This window comes from Kitasatospora sp. NPDC033851 (genome assembly GCF_055576085.1).
The window spans coordinates 1-14,282 of record NZ_JBVIRL010000036.1 but is presented as its reverse complement, the minus strand read 5'-3'; the positions used below and the strand labels follow the sequence as shown (position 1 = coordinate 14,282).

Here is a 14,282-nt window from a genome sequence, read left to right as displayed (position 1 = left end):
CACACCGACGTCCCGTCCCCCATACCGACGTTCCGTCCGACCTCCGCCGCCGTTCGACCATCGGAGACCATCCCTCGTGAACCCCTACCAGTCACTACCGGCGCGCTCGTTCTGGCGCTCCGCCGTGGCCGAGCCGGACCCGCTCGCCATCGACGACCTGTGGACGCCCGCGTTCGCGATCGGGCAGGACGACCCGGTCCTCACCGCCGGGTCCTGCTTCGCCGCACACATCGGCCGCGCCCTGCTGGAGCGGGGCATGAACTGGTACGACGCGGAGCCGGCCCCGCCGGGGCTGACCGAGGAGGAGCGCAGGGCGCGCCACTACGGGTGGTTCTCGTTCCGCACCGGAACCATCTACACCGCCGCCGTGCTACGGCAGTGGCTCTCCTGGGCCTTCGGCCGCACGACCCCGCCGACCGAGGCGTGGCTGGAGGACGGCAGGTACCACGACCCGTATCGCCCGTCCGTCGAACCCGGCGGCTACGCCTCGGCCGAGGAGATGCTGACAGCCCGCGGGGCGACCCTCGCCGCCATCCGCGACGCCGTCACCGAGGCCGGCTGCCTGATCTTCACCCTGGGTCTGACCGAGGCGTGGCGGGACGACGCCGACGGCACCGTCTTCCCGTCCTGCCCCGGGACCGTGCGCGGAACCTTCGACCCGGACCGCCACGTCTTCCACCAGTTCACCTTCGAAGAGGTCTACCGCGACCTGGCGGACGCCATCGCACTGGCCCGCGAGGCCAATCCGCGGCTGCGGGTCCTGCTGACCGTCTCACCGAACCCGCTGACCGCGACCGCGACCGGCGGCCATGTGCTCACCGCCAACACCTACTCCAAGTCGCTGCTGCGGACGGTGGCCGGGCAGCTGGCCCAGGACCTCGACGACGTCGACTACTTCCCCTCGTACGAACTCATCACCGGTCTCCCGTTCCGGAGCAGGTTCTACGCGCCGAACCTGCGTGAAGTGGCGCCCGAGGGCGTCGACTTCGTCATGCGCCACTTCATGACCGCGCTGTCGGGGCCCCCTGCCGCTGCGCCACCGGTGCGAACCGGCAAGCCGGCGGCGGAGCTGAAGGGAGGCGACAGCTGTGACGACGCCGTCCTCGACTACTACCGCCCCCGCTAGGTTCCTGCTGCTGGGCGACTCGCACGCAGGTCCGATCGGACGAGCCGCGAAGGCGGCCCGGATCCCGTTCCAGGGCGGTCCGATCGGTGCCGGGCGCGAGTTCACCGACGACTTCTTCGAGCCGCGCGAGCACGACGTGGTGTTCCGCAAGGCCGAGGCCGACGAGTACTACCGGGGCTTCCTGACCGACATGGGCGTCGACGGCCTCGGGCGTCTCGCGGTCCCGCTGGTGTCCACCTTCGGTCTCAGCGCGCACTACGTCGCCACCAGCGAGAACTGGCGCATCTACCGCCACCGCGACGGCGGTTTCGCCCCGGGCTTCCTGTCCGGGCCACTGTTCGAGGCCATCGTCCGCGCCACCGTCCGCGACGCGCTGGCCTTCTACCGCCACGCACTCGGTCTGGGCCTGCGGGCGCTGGCCGTGCTGCCGCCGCAGCGGGTACCGGAACAGTCCGACCCGGCGGTGTTCATGGCCGCGCAGGAGACGGTCCGAAGCGCGCTCGACGCGCTCGGCGTGGAGATCGTCGACCTCCGCGCCCGCACCACCGGACCGGACGGCTTCCAGCGCCCCGAGTTGTGCGAGGCCGACGACTCCATCCACGGCAACCTGGCCTTCGGTCGGCTGATCCTTGCGGATCTGCTGGCCCGCGGGCTGTGACGACACCCGATCCGCAGGCTTCGCCACCGACCCCTACACCACAGGAGCACGTCATGGAGCAGTACGAACTGGACGCCGTCAAGGCCGTCACCACCCGACCCGCCAAGGAGTACCGGACCATCACCGTCGACTCGGTCACCCCGGTGATCGGTGCCGAGATCTCCGGCGTCGACCTCTCGCAGGAGCTGTCGGACGAGCAACTGGCCGAACTGAAGCAGGCGTTCCTCCACCACCACGTCCTCGTCTTCCGTGACCAGGACTTGACGGACGAGGACCACAAGCGCTTCGCCGGGCACTTCGGCGAACTGCGCCCGGTCAACCCGCCCCCGGTCGACGCGGATCCGTACATCCTGGAGATCAGCACCAGCGCCGAGGCGGCGAACGTCGCCGGCAACGGCTGGCACGCCGACGGCACCGCCGACGCCGAACCCTCGCTCGGGTCGATGCTCTACCTCACCCGCGTGCCGGAGCCGGGCAGCGGCGGCGACACCCTGTTCGCCAACATGCACCTGGCGTACGAGATGCTGTCCCCGAGGATGCGCGAGCTGCTCGACGGCCTGACCGCGGTACACGACGGCCTTGTCGCCTTCCAGGGCTACACCCCGCCCAAGGGGTACGTGATACCCAAGAGCGAGCACCCGCTGGTGGTGCGTCACCCCGAGACCGACCGCAAGATCCTTTACGTCAACAAGGCCTACACCGCCCGCATCCCCCAGCTGTCGGCCGACGAGAGCCGGGCCCTGCTCGACCTGCTCTTCGCCCTGCCGGCCCAGCGGCCCATGCTGACCTGCCGCATCCGTTGGAGCCCCAACACCCTGGTGTTCTGGGACAACCGCTGCGTTCAGCACCACGCCACGTACGACTACTACCCGCACACCCGCTACGGGCGCCGGGTCGCCATCAACGGCGGGCCGCTCAAGGGCTGAGCCGGCTCGGACCCGGACCCGGAACCCGAACCCGGACCCGGAACCCGAAACCCGAACCCGGGCTCGGACCCGAGCCCGGGTGCCGGGTCGATCCGGCTCAGGCCGCGTCTGCGCGGGCCAGGCCGGCGGCGAGGCCGTCGGCCAGGCGCGCCCAGGTGGCGTGCTCGCCGCGCTCGTCCTGCCGGTCGGCATGTACCCGCACCACTGCGCGGATCCGGGCAGACGGATAGGTCGCGGCATAGGCGGCCGAGTCCGCCGCCGCGTACGCCGCCGCCACGGCGGCCGCGTTGGCCAGGGCGTTCGCGTCGGCATGGGAACGCACGTTGGCTGCGGTGTTGAGCTCCGCGTAGGTCTCGCCGTACCGGGCAGCCGCGGCCTCGCTGTAGCCGTTCGCCAGCGCATAGGAGCCCGCGGCAGCAGCGGCCGTGGCGTAGGCCTCGGCGTAGGGGTACGCGTCGCGGAAGAGCTCCCGCAGCTCCGGTTCGAGCGCAGTGCGCCACGTGCTCTCGTCGATCGGACCGTCGTCCATGGCCCGTGCGTGCAAAGCCAGTACGGCTTGGTGCTGCGCGGCGGACCCGCCACGCCGTGCACTCGCCTCGGTCAGTATCGGGCCGACGGCGGAGCAGTACCAGTCATGGACCACACTGAACGGCACCCTGCCGTTCAACCGCTCCAACTCCCGGTGCACACGGCGCGCCCAAGCCGTCGCCGTGCCGGCGTCCATTCCGTCGAACAGCACCTCCGACACCTGCGCCAGCCAGGGCGGCATGGCCGGCCCCTCCCCTGATACCCCCGCTCCGCCGGGGGCCCGTGCAGCGGCGCCGAGTGACGAGTAGAAGGCCGAGAAGGTCTCGGATGAGGTCATCTGATCTCCTGAGCTGTCTGTATGCTTCGGGCCGTGCCGTGTCGAGTCGTACGGCTGCGGGTCACCTCGGCCCTGGGTGGCGGGCAGTTCGGACCCCCGGCCTACCAATGCTGACGATTTACCGGCAGGGATGGTTCACCAGACCCCTGGCCTGGGCGAAAACTCCGAATCGGTAGCCCGCGCCACCCTTGCACCCGTTGCGGAAGACGGACCTGTCCGGCAGCGGAGGCGGGTCGGGGAACCGGGCCGCGCGGGCGGGGCGTTGCTGGCTGAGGACACCCAGGTGCGGCGGCTGGTAGGCGCGCTGCGGGGTGGCCGGTCCGAACAGGGAAAGGAACTGCACATGCACGTCACCCTCGCCGAGGAGCTGATGCTGCTCTCACTGGACGACGAGTCCGGTGTGGCGAAGGACAGTTCGAGCGCCGGATGGGCGGTGGCGGGAGGCCTCCTCGCCGACCTCGCACTGGCCGGCCGGGTCGCGCTCGACGAAGGCCGGCTCAGCGTCACCGACCACACCCCGACCGGCGACCCGCTGCTCGACGAGCGGCTGGAGCGGCTCACCGAGTGGGTCGCGCGCAAGGCTCCCGGCAAGGCGAAGGCGGCGGACTGGCTGACCAAGGACCACCCCACGGCGGTCCGTGCCACCGTGGAGCGGCTGTGCGAGCGCGGCCTGGTCGTCGAGGAGCGCCACCGGGTCCTCGGCCTCTTCCCGGTCCGACGCTATCCGGAGGCGGACGGCTCGGTCGAGCGTGAGCTCCGCGAGCGGCTCGCTGCCGTGATCCGCCATCACGGGACGCCCGACACCCGCACCGCGACCCTGATAGCGCTCCTGCACGCCGCCCGGCTGCACGGTCTGGCCTTCCCCGACCTCCCCCGCGCGCGGGTCGAGCTGCGCTTCTCGGAGATCGCCGCGGGCGACTGGGCGGGCGAGCCCGTCACCCAGGCGATCCGGAACATGCGCGTCGCCGTCGCGGCCATCACGGCCGTGACCGTCGCCACGGCCGCCACGGCGGCCGCCGGCTGACGGGCGACAGCCCCGGGCTCGGGCGGCTCAGCGGGGCGGGGTGCGGCGGCGGGACTACAGGTGCAGCTCGACCACCACGGGCCGGTGGTCCGAGATCGGCATGCGGGGCGCCCGCACCGAATCCGGCTGGTGCGGCGCGAGTCCGGCCGCGAGGACGTGGTCGAGCTGCACCAGTGGGCAGTGTGACGGAAAGGTTCGGACCCGGGCCAGCCGGCGCCAACCGGGCCGGGGCGGCGGGGCGGCGGGCCGGGCCGTCGAGGACCTCGCCGAGGAGAGGAGCTCGGCCGCGCCAAGCGCGGCGGCGGGAATCGCGCCGACGATGTTGAAGTCGCCCAGCAGGAGGTGCGGCCGGGGCAGGTCGGCGATCCAGCCGTGCACGGCAAGGAGCTGGCGGACGTTCCACCCCGGGACGAACGACAGGTGCAGCGCCACCGCCGTGAACGGGCCGCGCCGACCCTGCAGGACGGCGGCCAGCGCCGCGCGCGGATGGTCGCGGATCACCGTGAGGCCCCTCCGCCCGGCCACTCGCAGCGGCAGGGCGACGGGAGGCGCGCTGAACCGCCGGGCTCGCCAGCTCAGGACCGGCAGTCGGGACAGCAGCGCGATGCCGTGCGAGGGAGCCTCTCCGTGGTGCCCCGGCGCCCGGGGACCGTACACCCGCAGCCCTGGTTCGGACCGGTCGAGGACCCAGGTCCGGCCCGGTACGGACCGGGCGTGGAACGCCGAGGCGTAGCGCCAGTCCGCGGCACCGGTCGCCTCGGCGATCGCCCGCGCCTGGTCCACCCGGCCCGACCGCTCCTGGAAGCGGTCGAGCTCCTGCAGCGCCACCACGTCGGCGTCCAGGGACGCGACGGCCTCGATGAGCGGGTGCACGGTGGTGGTGTCGGAGGCCGTCGTCGGCGGGCGGCCGTCGTCCAGGAGCTGCCGCCCGTGCAGGACGTTGAAGGTCGCAAGGCGCACCAGCGCGGAGCCGATCATGGTTGGACGGTACAACAGCGGTCCGGGCCGCGAACGTTGGAGGGCCGCAGCCGCCTCGCTCGGTCCGGCAGGCGATCGAGCTGCTGAGGTCCGTCACCAAGACCGGGACGTCAGCCAACTCGGTCACCGGGGGCCGAAGGTGTTGAGGAACACCACCGGCCCGTCGGCGAAGCGTCCGGCCGCGTCGAGGTCGAGCAGCGCGGCCATCGCCTTGGCGGTGTAGGTGAGTTCCAGCTCCAAGCCGGCCTCGGACGCCGCCCGGTCGAGGACGGCCCGGGCACGCGCGGTCGGGTGCGCGTAGCCGGGGCCGAGCCAGCCGCGCTCGGCGACGACGTCGTCCGCACGGAGCCGTATGCGGGGCAGTCGAGCGCCCCGAGCCCGCAGGAGCGCCTGGGACTTAGCCGCCAACCGGGTGTGCGCGGCGCTGTCGAGGCGGAGGGTGTCGTTGACCACGACCCCCAGGACGCGGGTTCGCAGGCCGGCCAGCCGCAAGCCCAGGGCCAGCCCGGCCGCGGTGCCTCCGGAGCCCACCGCCGTCACGACCCAGCCGGGCTCCGGCAGCAGTCCCCGCACCACCTGCTCGGCCAGTTCGAGCGCGCACTCGACGTACCCGAGCGCGCCGAGCGGCGAGGACCCGCCGGGCGGCAGGTAGCGGGGCAGGGCCAGGCCGCGGGTGTGCCGGGCGAACAGCCAGGGCGCGGCCAGCAGCAGCCGGGCCTTGGTGTGGGCGAAGTGGAGGGTGGCTCCGGAGTCGTGCAGCCGTCGCAGCTGGGCGCGGACGTGGTCGTCCACCGGGTGGTCGACCAGCGCGAGTGCGACGTCGAGACCCTGCTCCCGGGCGTAGAGCGCGGTCGCCAGGCCCCAGTTGGTGCCGAGGCCGCCGACGGTCAGGACGGTCCGCGGGCGCCCGCGTCGGAGCTCGGGCAGTAGCCACTCCAGCTTGCGGACCTTGTTCCCGCCCCAACCCCCGTGCCCGTAGCCGCTCTCGTCCTTGAGCCACAGCTCGGACCGGCAGCCCAGGCCCGTCAGCGGGCGCACGGGCGTCGGGGCGTCGCCCAGCGGGAGGTGGGGCAGTGACGCGGCGACCTCAGGCCAACGCCGGTGGATGAACGGACGGCGTGTCATGGGCCGACCGTACGGCCGAACGCGGGTGAGCGCGAGGCCGTCGGCCCGGGCGGGCCGACGGTACGGACCGGGCCGGCTGTTGTGCGCTCAGCCGGTGATGCTGGTCCCGCCGGTCTCGACGTGGCCCGCGAAGCGGCGGGACCAGGCGGGGTCGAGGTCGACGGTGACGGTGAAGTCGTACCAGCCGTGGGTGTAGGCGACGGCGTTGAAGTAGTCGGAGACGCTGCCGCCGGCGGGCACCCTGTAGATCCAGGGGCCGTCGGAGCGGTACTGGTTGGTGGTGATGGTGAAGGTCGCGGTGCGGCCGGAGGCGGCCTGGTTGGTCAGGGTGAACCAGATCGCCTGCTTGCCGGTGTCGGGAGCCGCGGCGTAGGAGCTGGTGGCCTCGGCGTACCGGCCGGCGCCGGTGGCGTTGCCGACGACCCGGCGCAGGAAGCGGTTGGGGCCGAAGAGGCTGAGATCGTACGCGCCGTCGCCGAAGCCCGAGCCGACGTTGAAGTAGTCCTGGGCGGTGCCGTCGGTACCGCTCGCCGGATCGTGGGCGGGGACCGTGTACTGCCAGGGGCCGCCGCCGCGGTGGGCGTTGGCGTAGGCGGAGAAGTGGGCGGGCCTGGTGGCCTGCCGGCCCTCGTTGGACATCCGCAGCCAGAGCAGGATCTTGCCGTTCGGGCCGTACTCGATCCGGTCCACCGAGCCGTTGGGCTGGTACGGCACGGCGCGGGCGGACTTGGTGCCGGGCTCCTGGGCGGGCATGGTGTTGTTGGTCGGGATGGGGTTGGGCAGGAAGGTGCAGCCGGACCGGCCGATCACCGCGCTGGTGTCGGGCAGTGGCGGCAGCCCGTACACCGGGTTGGCGAAGTCGAGGGTGCCGGTGAGGTCGCCGCAGACCTGCCGCCGCCAGTCGGAGATGTTGGTGCAGTGGGCGGGTGTGCCGAGTGCGGTGGTCCACGTCTCCAGGAAGCGCAGCACGGAGGTGTGGTCGAAGACCTCGGAGCTGACCCAGCCGCCGCGGCTCCACGGTGACACCACGATCATCGGGACGCGGAAGCCGAGGCCGATGTTGGTCCCGTTGTAGAACTCCCCCGGGGTGCCGGCGGGCGCGGTGGGCGGCGGGACGTGGTCGAAGAAGCCGTCGTTCTCGTCGTAGTTGAGGAACAGGACGGTGGAGTCGAGCACGTTGGGGTCGGCGGCGAGGGCCTGGAGGACCAGGTTGACGAAGTGTGCGCCGTCGTTCGGCGGGGCGTCCGGGTGCTCGGAGGAGTTCTGGTCGGGGACGATCCAGGAGACCTGGGGCAGGGTGCCGTTGACGGCGTCGGCCCGGATGGCGGCGGCGATGTCGTCGGGGGTGCGGCCGGTCGCCTTGGGGACGGAGGCCATGCCCCGGTCGTGCAGCGGGCTGCCGGCCGGGGCGTTGGCGAACTGGGTGAAGTAGGCGAGAGCGTTGTCGCCGAAATTGTCGTCCGCGTTCTGGTAGACCTTCCAGCTCACGCCGGCGTTCTGCAGTGCCTCGGCGTAGGTCTGCCAGCGCAGGCCCTTTTCCTCTCCGCCGTCGTACGCGGCGCCGCCCGCGCCGGCGGACGGGTCGATCGTGCCGCTCCACAGGTAGGTGCGGTTGGGGCCGGTGGCGCTGAGGATCGAGCAGTGGTAGGCGTCGCAGACGGTGTAGGCGTCGGCCAGGGCGTAGTGGAAGGGTATGTCGGACCGGTTCATGAAGCCCATGGCGCGGTCGGACAGCTTGGCGGAGATCCAGCTGTCCATCCGGCCGTTGTTCCACGCCTTGTGCTGGCTGGACCAGCCGTGGTCGAGCGACTGGTCGCACTGCGCGAACTTCTCGGAGCTGGTGAAGACCGTCGAGGGCGTGGTGCTCAGCTGCCACGGGTACTGGTGGCCCCACAGCAGCCCGGGCTGGGCGAACACCGGGGTGCCGTTGCCGCCGATGGTGACGGCGCTGCGGTCGCCGAAGCCGCGCACGCCCTTCAACGAGCCGAAGTAGTGGTCGAAGCTGCGGTTCTCCTGCATCAGGACGACGACATGGCGCACGTCGCGGATGGTGCCGGTGCCGGTGGCGGAGGTCGCGGCCGCGGCCTTCGGGGCCGCGTCGGGGAGGGCGTCGATGCCCAGCGCGGCGCCGAGGGCGGCGGCCGAGCCGAGGAAGGTGCGACGGGTCAGCGGGGACAAGGGGGGAGCCTCCGGATCGGGGGTGGACAGGGGGAGCACAACCAAGTGGACAGAGTGTCAGCAGCGGGGGCGGCATGAACAGGTCTGATGCCGGGGATTCGCTCAGCCCGCCTGGTTGTTCGAGAGGGGGAGCACCCATTGGCTGGAAATGCGGCAGATTTGCCCAGTGATCGCGCGGCCGCCCGTGGGCGATCCGAGGCGAAGAGGAGCCGGCGCCCTACCCGCCCGGCAGGGCAACCGCCGCCCGTTCACCGACCTGATCACCGACCTCGAACAAGCCCTCGACCTCAAACGCCACCACACCGGCAGCCTTCCCCGCCACGCCCCGTATCTCCACCAGCGCACCGCCGGACGTATCGGAAGCCTCACACGCCTGATCCGCGAAGCCGCCCTGACCGCGATCCTCGACGGCACCGAACGCATCACCAAAACCACCCTCGACAAAGTACGACTGGACCACCTCGCGGAAACCCATCCCCGACAACGCTGACCAGCCGCCCGTCTTCGCTGTCGTGCCACACACCGGCTGAGAACAGCCCGCCCCAACCCCACCGCGAACCACCCACACCACCCAGCCCGGGACCAGAACAGAGGTTCCTTACACCCCATCAACCACCTTCAGACGGAACCAGCACCCCATATGACCAGCCAAAACATGACACCCAGGCGTAACGTCCCGACCACTGACACCAACCTCCCCCCACCATCCTCACGACACCCCCACCAACCCCAGACCAACACCACCAACCCCCACAGCAACCCACCCCAGCCTCGGTCTCAACCAACCCACAACACCCCAGCCCACCCCACCCCACCACCACAACAACACCGCCCTCATGTCACCCTCGGCAGGAACGCGCTGGTGGGCTTCCTGCTGCTCTACGAGCGGCTCGGCCGGGTTCGCAAGACCGCCGGCGGCGAGACGCCCGGCCGCTGCCGGTCGCGCGCCGGACCGCGATCCGACGGCCGGAGGGCCTGTGACCGCCCTCTCGACGACCGCCCCGTCGGTCGTCGCCCGGCTCGCTGCGCAGGCGGCACGGATGGAAGCCGCCACGAACGCCGCTGTCGGCGAGATCACCAAAGCCCTGCCGGTGCTCGGCACCGCCGACGCGGAAGCGGCCCTGGAAGCGGCGGTGCCGATCACCGTACGCGGGGCGGCACGGTTCCTGGAACAACTGGCCGATCACCTGGCAGCCCACCCCGACGCACTGACCTCGGGCAGTTCCCTCTGCCCGCCAGTCCTGCTGCGGCTGGCGCAGGTGCTGCACGAAGCCGGCCATCCGGTCGTTCGCCCCGGATGCGCGCACTGCGGAAAGATCCGGTCTGACCTGCGACAACTCCGTCCCGAAGGGCGGCTCTGCGGATCCTGTGACGCCCGAAGCCGCAACCGCGAAACCTGCGTACGCTGCCACCGAGACGGCCAGCGAGTCGTCGCCCGGCGCCCCGAGGGCCCGATCTGCAACCGCTGCTACCGCACGGACCGCGCCACGTTCGAGGAGTGCGCCGACTGCGGTGAACTCCGACACCCGGTGGTGCGACGCGAGGACGGACGCGGACTGTGCCAAAAGTGCTGGAAACGGCCCATGCACACCTGCGTGAACTGCGGGAAGACCGCAGCCGCCGCCCTCGTCGACGAGGACGGCGCGCTCTGCCACCTCTGCTACAACCGTCACCGCCGACCACGGCGTCCGTGCGGGCGGTGTGGACAGCTCAAGCGCATCGCCCGCAACGCGCGAGACGGGCAGCCGGACCTCTGCGACGGCTGCTACCAGGGCCCCGAGGCGACCTGCTCGATCTGCAGCCGTGTCCGCCCCTGCGTCAGCCGCGACCGGGAGGGCCGGCCGGTCTGCGGCACCTGCTACCGGCACACCCGAACCGGGGAAACATGCGCCCGTTGCGGCCAGACCAAGCCGGTCAACGCCCGATGGCCAATCGGACCGGTCTGCATGGTCTGCTACACCGCCGTGCTCCGGTCACCGGCCGCGTGCCCCCGCTGCGGCACGGTCCAGCCGCTGATCGCGCTGGACGACGACGGCACCGGGGTCTGCGGCCCCTGTGTCGGCTTCGCCGCCGACTACACCTGCCGCCAGTGCGGCCGGGCCGGCAACCCCCACAGCCGCGGCAGATGCGCTCACTGCGTCCTCGCCGAGCGGGTCAACGCCCTGCTGGCCGGGCCCGAAGGCACCGTCGCTCCTGACGCCCGAGCACCTCAAAGTCGGTGACAAGCACACCCACCTGGTCCTGGGCCGTCACCCCGTGCTGCTGCCCCCGTGCCTCGCCGAGCTCCTGCGACGCCTCGCCGAACAGCCCCAGCTACGGCCGCAGCTCTCACGATCCCACCCAGGCCCTCGATGGCTCTTCCCCGCATGGTCCCCGGCAAGCCGATCTCGACACACGGCATGACCCAGAAGCTCAACCGGCACGGCATCCCGGTTCGCACAGCACGCAACGCGGCACTGGCGGCCCTCGCCGCGGATCTCCCCAGCCCGATCCTCGCCGACGTGACCGGGATGCACCGCCACACCGCACTCCGCTGGGTCGCCTGCGCCCGACGCGACTGGGCCGAATACCTCGCAGCCCGGGCCGAGGGCGACGCCCACAAGCGGGCTGAGGAGGCGACCTGGCAGTGAACGGCTTCTCTGGCCCTGGCATTCCTACCGACTCGCCCACACCGGGGCCCGGCAACAGGTCGCCGCAGGTGCCTGACTACACCCGACCCACATGAACATGTACCGGCTGCTACTCGACGCTACCGGTGTGAGAGTTGACTCTCACGAATTGTGAGAGGAGACTCTCACGCCATGGGCTCCAATAATCACCTGGGCGATATCGAGATTACTGACCCCCAAGCCATGCGCGCCTTGGCACATCCGGTGCGTCTGGCGATCCTTGATCATCTCCACCGGCACGGGCCTGCGACCGCGACGCAACTCGCGCCCGACGTGGGAGCGACGCCGTCGGTGACCAGTTGGCATCTGCGTCACCTGGCGAGCTTTGGGCTGGTCCGCGACAGTGAGCCAGGCCCGGACCGACGTCAGCGACGGTGGGAGGCCGTGGCACGCGGCTTCCGATTCGAGGCACCGCAGGACCCGGCCGATGAAGAAGGCCAGTCAGCCGCACGGGTGCTGTCGCAGCAGATGTTCCTGCGCTACGCAGACCTCCCGAGCCAGTGGGCTGCCGAGGTCGAGCCTGGACTCGATCCGGTGTGGCGCAGGCTCGCCGGGCTGGCCAACACCCGCGTCGTCGTTTCGGCTGAGGAACTCGCCGCCATCGAGGACGGGATCGAGCGCATTCTCGCGCCGTACGTGACTCGCGACCCGGCCGAGCGGCCCACGGACGGCCGCGGCGTCCGGCTGATGCGCTACGTCCTGCCGGAAGGTGCCGAGGAGCAGACCGGGCAGACGTCGTGAAGAGCCCGGATCAGGGCGCCGCAATATCGTTGTGGCGGGATCGACGGTTCCGCCGCTTCTGGGCCGGTCAATCGGCCTCACAGTTCGGCGACAGGATCACCGAACTGGCCCTGCCCCTGATCGCCATCAGTACCCTGGGCGCCTCGGCCAACCAGGTGGCGTGGCTGACCGCACTGATTTGGACCCCGAATCTGCTCGCGATCTTCCTGGGGGCATGGGTCGACCACCGGGCCCACAAGCGCCGTCTAATGGTCCTTGCCGACCTGGTGCGCGCCGCTGTACTACTCAGTGTTCCGGTGGCCTACCTGTTAGGGGCGGTGACGCTGGGACAGTTGTACGCGGTGGCGCTGCTGATGGGCGCAGCCGGGGTGCTGTTCAACACCGCCTATCCGCCGTTCTTCGTGCGCCTCGTCCCGCGGGCGTCCTACGTCGACGCGAACAGCAAGCTCAGCACCAGCCGGTCAGCATCGTATGTCGCTGGCCCGGCCATCGGCGGCGCTCTGGTCCAGGCGCTGACCGCACCCGTCACCATCGTTGTGGATGCCCTGACCTTCCTGGTGTCAGCAGCCCTGGTCGGTCGGGTTTCGGTCGACGAACCGCCTGCCGTATCCGGCAATGCAGCGGCGCCCTCGCTGTTGCAACGTGCCCGAGAGGGAATGTCGTTCGTCGTCCGTCACCCAGTACTGCGGGCGGCTCTCGGATGTGCGGCGACCGTCAACTTCTTCACCTTTGTCGCGGGCAGTGGGCTGATCGTGCTGTTCGCCAACCGGGGCCTCGGATTGTCGGCGGGAGCAATCGGCCTCGCGTTCGGGATCGGCGCGACCGGTTCCCTCCTTGGCGCGGTGTCCGCCCCGAAGATCTCGCGACGGTTCGGCGTGGGGCGCAGCATCGTCGTCGGCGCGGTGCTGTTCCCGGCGCCGATCGCTATTGCCGCCGCCGCAGGCGGCCCGCTCTGGCTCCGTGCCGGCGCCTTGACCGCGGCCGAATTCCTGTCCGGCTTTGGTGTCATGCTGTTTGACGTCAACCTCAACTCGCTCCAGGCTGCTGTCATCCCCGACAGCATGCGCAGTCGCGTAGCGGGCGCGTACGGCACGATCAACTACGGCACACGTCCCGTCGGCGCCATCGTCGGAGGGCTGCTCGCCACCCTCATCGGCCTGAGGGCGACCCTCCTCATCGCCGCTGTCGGCGGAGCCCTGTCACTGCTCTGGCTACTGCCCTCACCGATACCCCGCATCCGCTCCCTGGCACCGAACAGCGCTGCGAATGCCGGCGCCGCGGACGACGACCAGCGACCAGTACCTTGTTGACCGGCCGGGCGTGGTCCAGTCCGGATTCGAGCGGATACCTCCCAGATTCGACGGACCGGCACATCCATGCAAGGACGCCGTCGCCCAGCGGCGATGGGCAGGGCCAGACGGTCGTTCAGATTACGCCCCGAAGCTCGCTGTCTGGAGCCATAGAACTCACTCCCCTGGGGCCAATAGGCCTACGGAGCCGGGGAATAGTGCACGGTCGGAATATCCCCCTCCCGCCAGTAGTGCGGGCCCTGACCCGCCAGTGCGCCATCACCACGACAACCGCCACCGGACGGATCCGCCACAAGATCAAAGCTTGTTGTTTTACCTCCGGTGATGATCTTCTGTCGCGTTCGGACTCTCGCCTGCCTGTTCGCTACTGGTTGGTGACCAGGGCGAGTCCGATGTTGTGGTCGGGTGCTCGGTGGCGGTTGGTTTGCCCGGGTGGGGGCCCGGGTCCGGGTCGGGAGGGTCTCGCAACAGCGGCTGGGCAGGGCAGGGTCGTGCGGATGTTGCGGAACCCGCGCCGGACCCGGGCGGGGGTGAGGCGCTCGACGGGCTGGGGTCGTTCCCAGGGCCGGCGGAGGTCGGCGGACAGCGCTCTGGCGAGGCGGAGTTGGGTGTGGGCGGCCAGGACCAGGTGGGTCCAGCGGTCGGCCGCAGCGGGTTCGCGTAGGCGGGGGCGGGTCCAGCC

General features: G+C 71.1%; 13 protein-coding genes and 1 pseudogene. 9 read left to right on the top strand and 5 right to left on the bottom strand.

The window, feature by feature from the left end; all coding sequences use genetic code 11:
* Positions 1-76: 76 nt before the first annotated feature.
* From ACZ51D_RS38560 to ACZ51D_RS38550, 3 genes are read left to right on the top strand one after another with little or no spacing between them, the layout of a single operon-like run.
* The gene (locus tag ACZ51D_RS38560) at positions 77-1,126 is read left to right on the top strand and encodes a GSCFA domain-containing protein (RefSeq protein ID WP_465624497.1); all 1,050 of its coding nucleotides are present in this window, start codon (positions 77-79) and stop codon (positions 1,124-1,126) included.
* Entirely contained in the window at positions 1,089-1,784 is a 696-nt protein-coding gene (locus ACZ51D_RS38555) for a hypothetical protein (RefSeq protein ID WP_465624498.1), read from the top strand. Before ACZ51D_RS38560 ends, ACZ51D_RS38555 begins: the two co-directional genes overlap by 38 nt.
* Positions 1,785-1,837: 53 nt before the next feature.
* A complete protein-coding gene (locus tag ACZ51D_RS38550; RefSeq protein WP_465624500.1) occupies positions 1,838-2,710 on the top strand; it encodes a TauD/TfdA dioxygenase family protein in 873 nt (290 codons plus the stop codon).
* A gap of 97 nt (positions 2,711-2,807) precedes the next feature.
* On the opposite strand, the gene ACZ51D_RS38545 is transcribed toward ACZ51D_RS38550, so the two are convergent.
* Positions 2,808-3,575, bottom strand: a complete 768-nt coding sequence (locus ACZ51D_RS38545) for a SpcZ (RefSeq protein ID WP_465624502.1) — start codon at positions 3,573-3,575, stop codon at positions 2,808-2,810.
* Positions 3,576-3,918: 343 nt separating this feature from the next.
* Here ACZ51D_RS38545 and ACZ51D_RS38540 point away from each other — a divergent pair, with 343 nt between their 5' ends.
* On the top strand, positions 3,919-4,599 hold the full coding sequence (locus ACZ51D_RS38540; RefSeq protein ID WP_465624504.1) for a GOLPH3/VPS74 family protein: 681 nt from the start codon (positions 3,919-3,921) through the stop codon (positions 4,597-4,599).
* 54 nt (positions 4,600-4,653) lie between these two features.
* Here the strand turns inward: ACZ51D_RS38540 and ACZ51D_RS38535 are convergent, their stop codons facing one another.
* The 3 genes from ACZ51D_RS38535 to ACZ51D_RS38525 form a co-directional block, all read right to left on the bottom strand.
* Entirely contained in the window at positions 4,654-5,577 is a 924-nt protein-coding gene (locus tag ACZ51D_RS38535; RefSeq protein WP_465624506.1) for an endonuclease/exonuclease/phosphatase family protein, read from the bottom strand.
* A 123-nt stretch (positions 5,578-5,700) separates the two neighbouring features.
* Positions 5,701-6,702 carry a 1-aminocyclopropane-1-carboxylate deaminase/D-cysteine desulfhydrase gene (locus tag ACZ51D_RS38530; RefSeq protein ID WP_465624508.1) on the bottom strand — a complete coding sequence of 334 codons (1,002 nt, stop codon included), beginning with the start codon at positions 6,700-6,702 and terminating at the stop codon, positions 5,701-5,703.
* Positions 6,703-6,789: 87 nt separating this feature from the next.
* The gene (locus tag ACZ51D_RS38525; protein ID WP_465664896.1) at positions 6,790-8,880 is read right to left on the bottom strand and encodes a phosphocholine-specific phospholipase C; all 2,091 of its coding nucleotides are present in this window, start codon (positions 8,878-8,880) and stop codon (positions 6,790-6,792) included.
* Positions 8,881-9,046: 166 nt separating this feature from the next.
* On the opposite strand from ACZ51D_RS38525, the gene ACZ51D_RS38520 reads away from it, so the two are divergent.
* From ACZ51D_RS38520 to ACZ51D_RS38500, 5 genes are all read left to right on the top strand, one after another.
* Complete coding sequence (locus ACZ51D_RS38520) at positions 9,047-9,370, top strand: hypothetical protein (RefSeq protein WP_465664894.1); 324 nt, start codon at positions 9,047-9,049, stop codon at positions 9,368-9,370.
* A gap of 550 nt (positions 9,371-9,920) precedes the next feature.
* Complete coding sequence (locus ACZ51D_RS38515; protein WP_465664892.1) at positions 9,921-11,102, top strand: hypothetical protein; 1,182 nt, start codon at positions 9,921-9,923, stop codon at positions 11,100-11,102.
* 129 nt (positions 11,103-11,231) lie between these two features.
* Positions 11,232-11,510 (top strand): hypothetical protein, encoded by a 279-nt coding sequence (locus ACZ51D_RS38510; protein WP_465626778.1) that lies wholly within the window; start codon positions 11,232-11,234, stop codon positions 11,508-11,510.
* A gap of 171 nt (positions 11,511-11,681) precedes the next feature.
* On the top strand, positions 11,682-12,290 hold the full coding sequence (locus ACZ51D_RS38505; RefSeq protein WP_465664890.1) for an ArsR/SmtB family transcription factor: 609 nt from the start codon (positions 11,682-11,684) through the stop codon (positions 12,288-12,290).
* Positions 12,287-13,600 (top strand): MFS transporter, encoded by a 1,314-nt coding sequence (locus ACZ51D_RS38500; protein ID WP_465664888.1) that lies wholly within the window; start codon positions 12,287-12,289, stop codon positions 13,598-13,600. The genes ACZ51D_RS38505 and ACZ51D_RS38500 overlap by 4 nt, the downstream gene beginning before the upstream one ends.
* Before the next feature lie 364 nt (positions 13,601-13,964).
* Here ACZ51D_RS38500 and ACZ51D_RS38495 read toward each other — a convergent pair.
* Positions 13,965-14,282, bottom strand: a pseudogene (locus ACZ51D_RS38495) (NF041680 family putative transposase); the annotation flags it as partial.

Coding starts and splice junctions, on each gene's coding strand:
- ACZ51D_RS38505 (WP_465664890.1), top strand. CDS start 11,682: ATGGGCTCCAATAATCACCTGGGCGATATCGAGATTACTGACCCCCAA.
- ACZ51D_RS38545 (WP_465624502.1), bottom strand. CDS start 3,575: ATGACCTCATCCGAGACCTTCTCGGCCTTCTACTCGTCACTCGGCGCC.
- ACZ51D_RS38515 (WP_465664892.1), top strand. CDS start 9,921: ATGGAAGCCGCCACGAACGCCGCTGTCGGCGAGATCACCAAAGCCCTG.
- ACZ51D_RS38510 (WP_465626778.1), top strand. CDS start 11,232: ATGGCTCTTCCCCGCATGGTCCCCGGCAAGCCGATCTCGACACACGGC.
- ACZ51D_RS38530 (WP_465624508.1), bottom strand. CDS start 6,702: ATGACACGCCGTCCGTTCATCCACCGGCGTTGGCCTGAGGTCGCCGCG.
- ACZ51D_RS38540 (WP_465624504.1), top strand. CDS start 3,919: ATGCACGTCACCCTCGCCGAGGAGCTGATGCTGCTCTCACTGGACGAC.
- ACZ51D_RS38550 (WP_465624500.1), top strand. CDS start 1,838: ATGGAGCAGTACGAACTGGACGCCGTCAAGGCCGTCACCACCCGACCC.
- ACZ51D_RS38535 (WP_465624506.1), bottom strand. CDS start 5,577: ATGATCGGCTCCGCGCTGGTGCGCCTTGCGACCTTCAACGTCCTGCAC.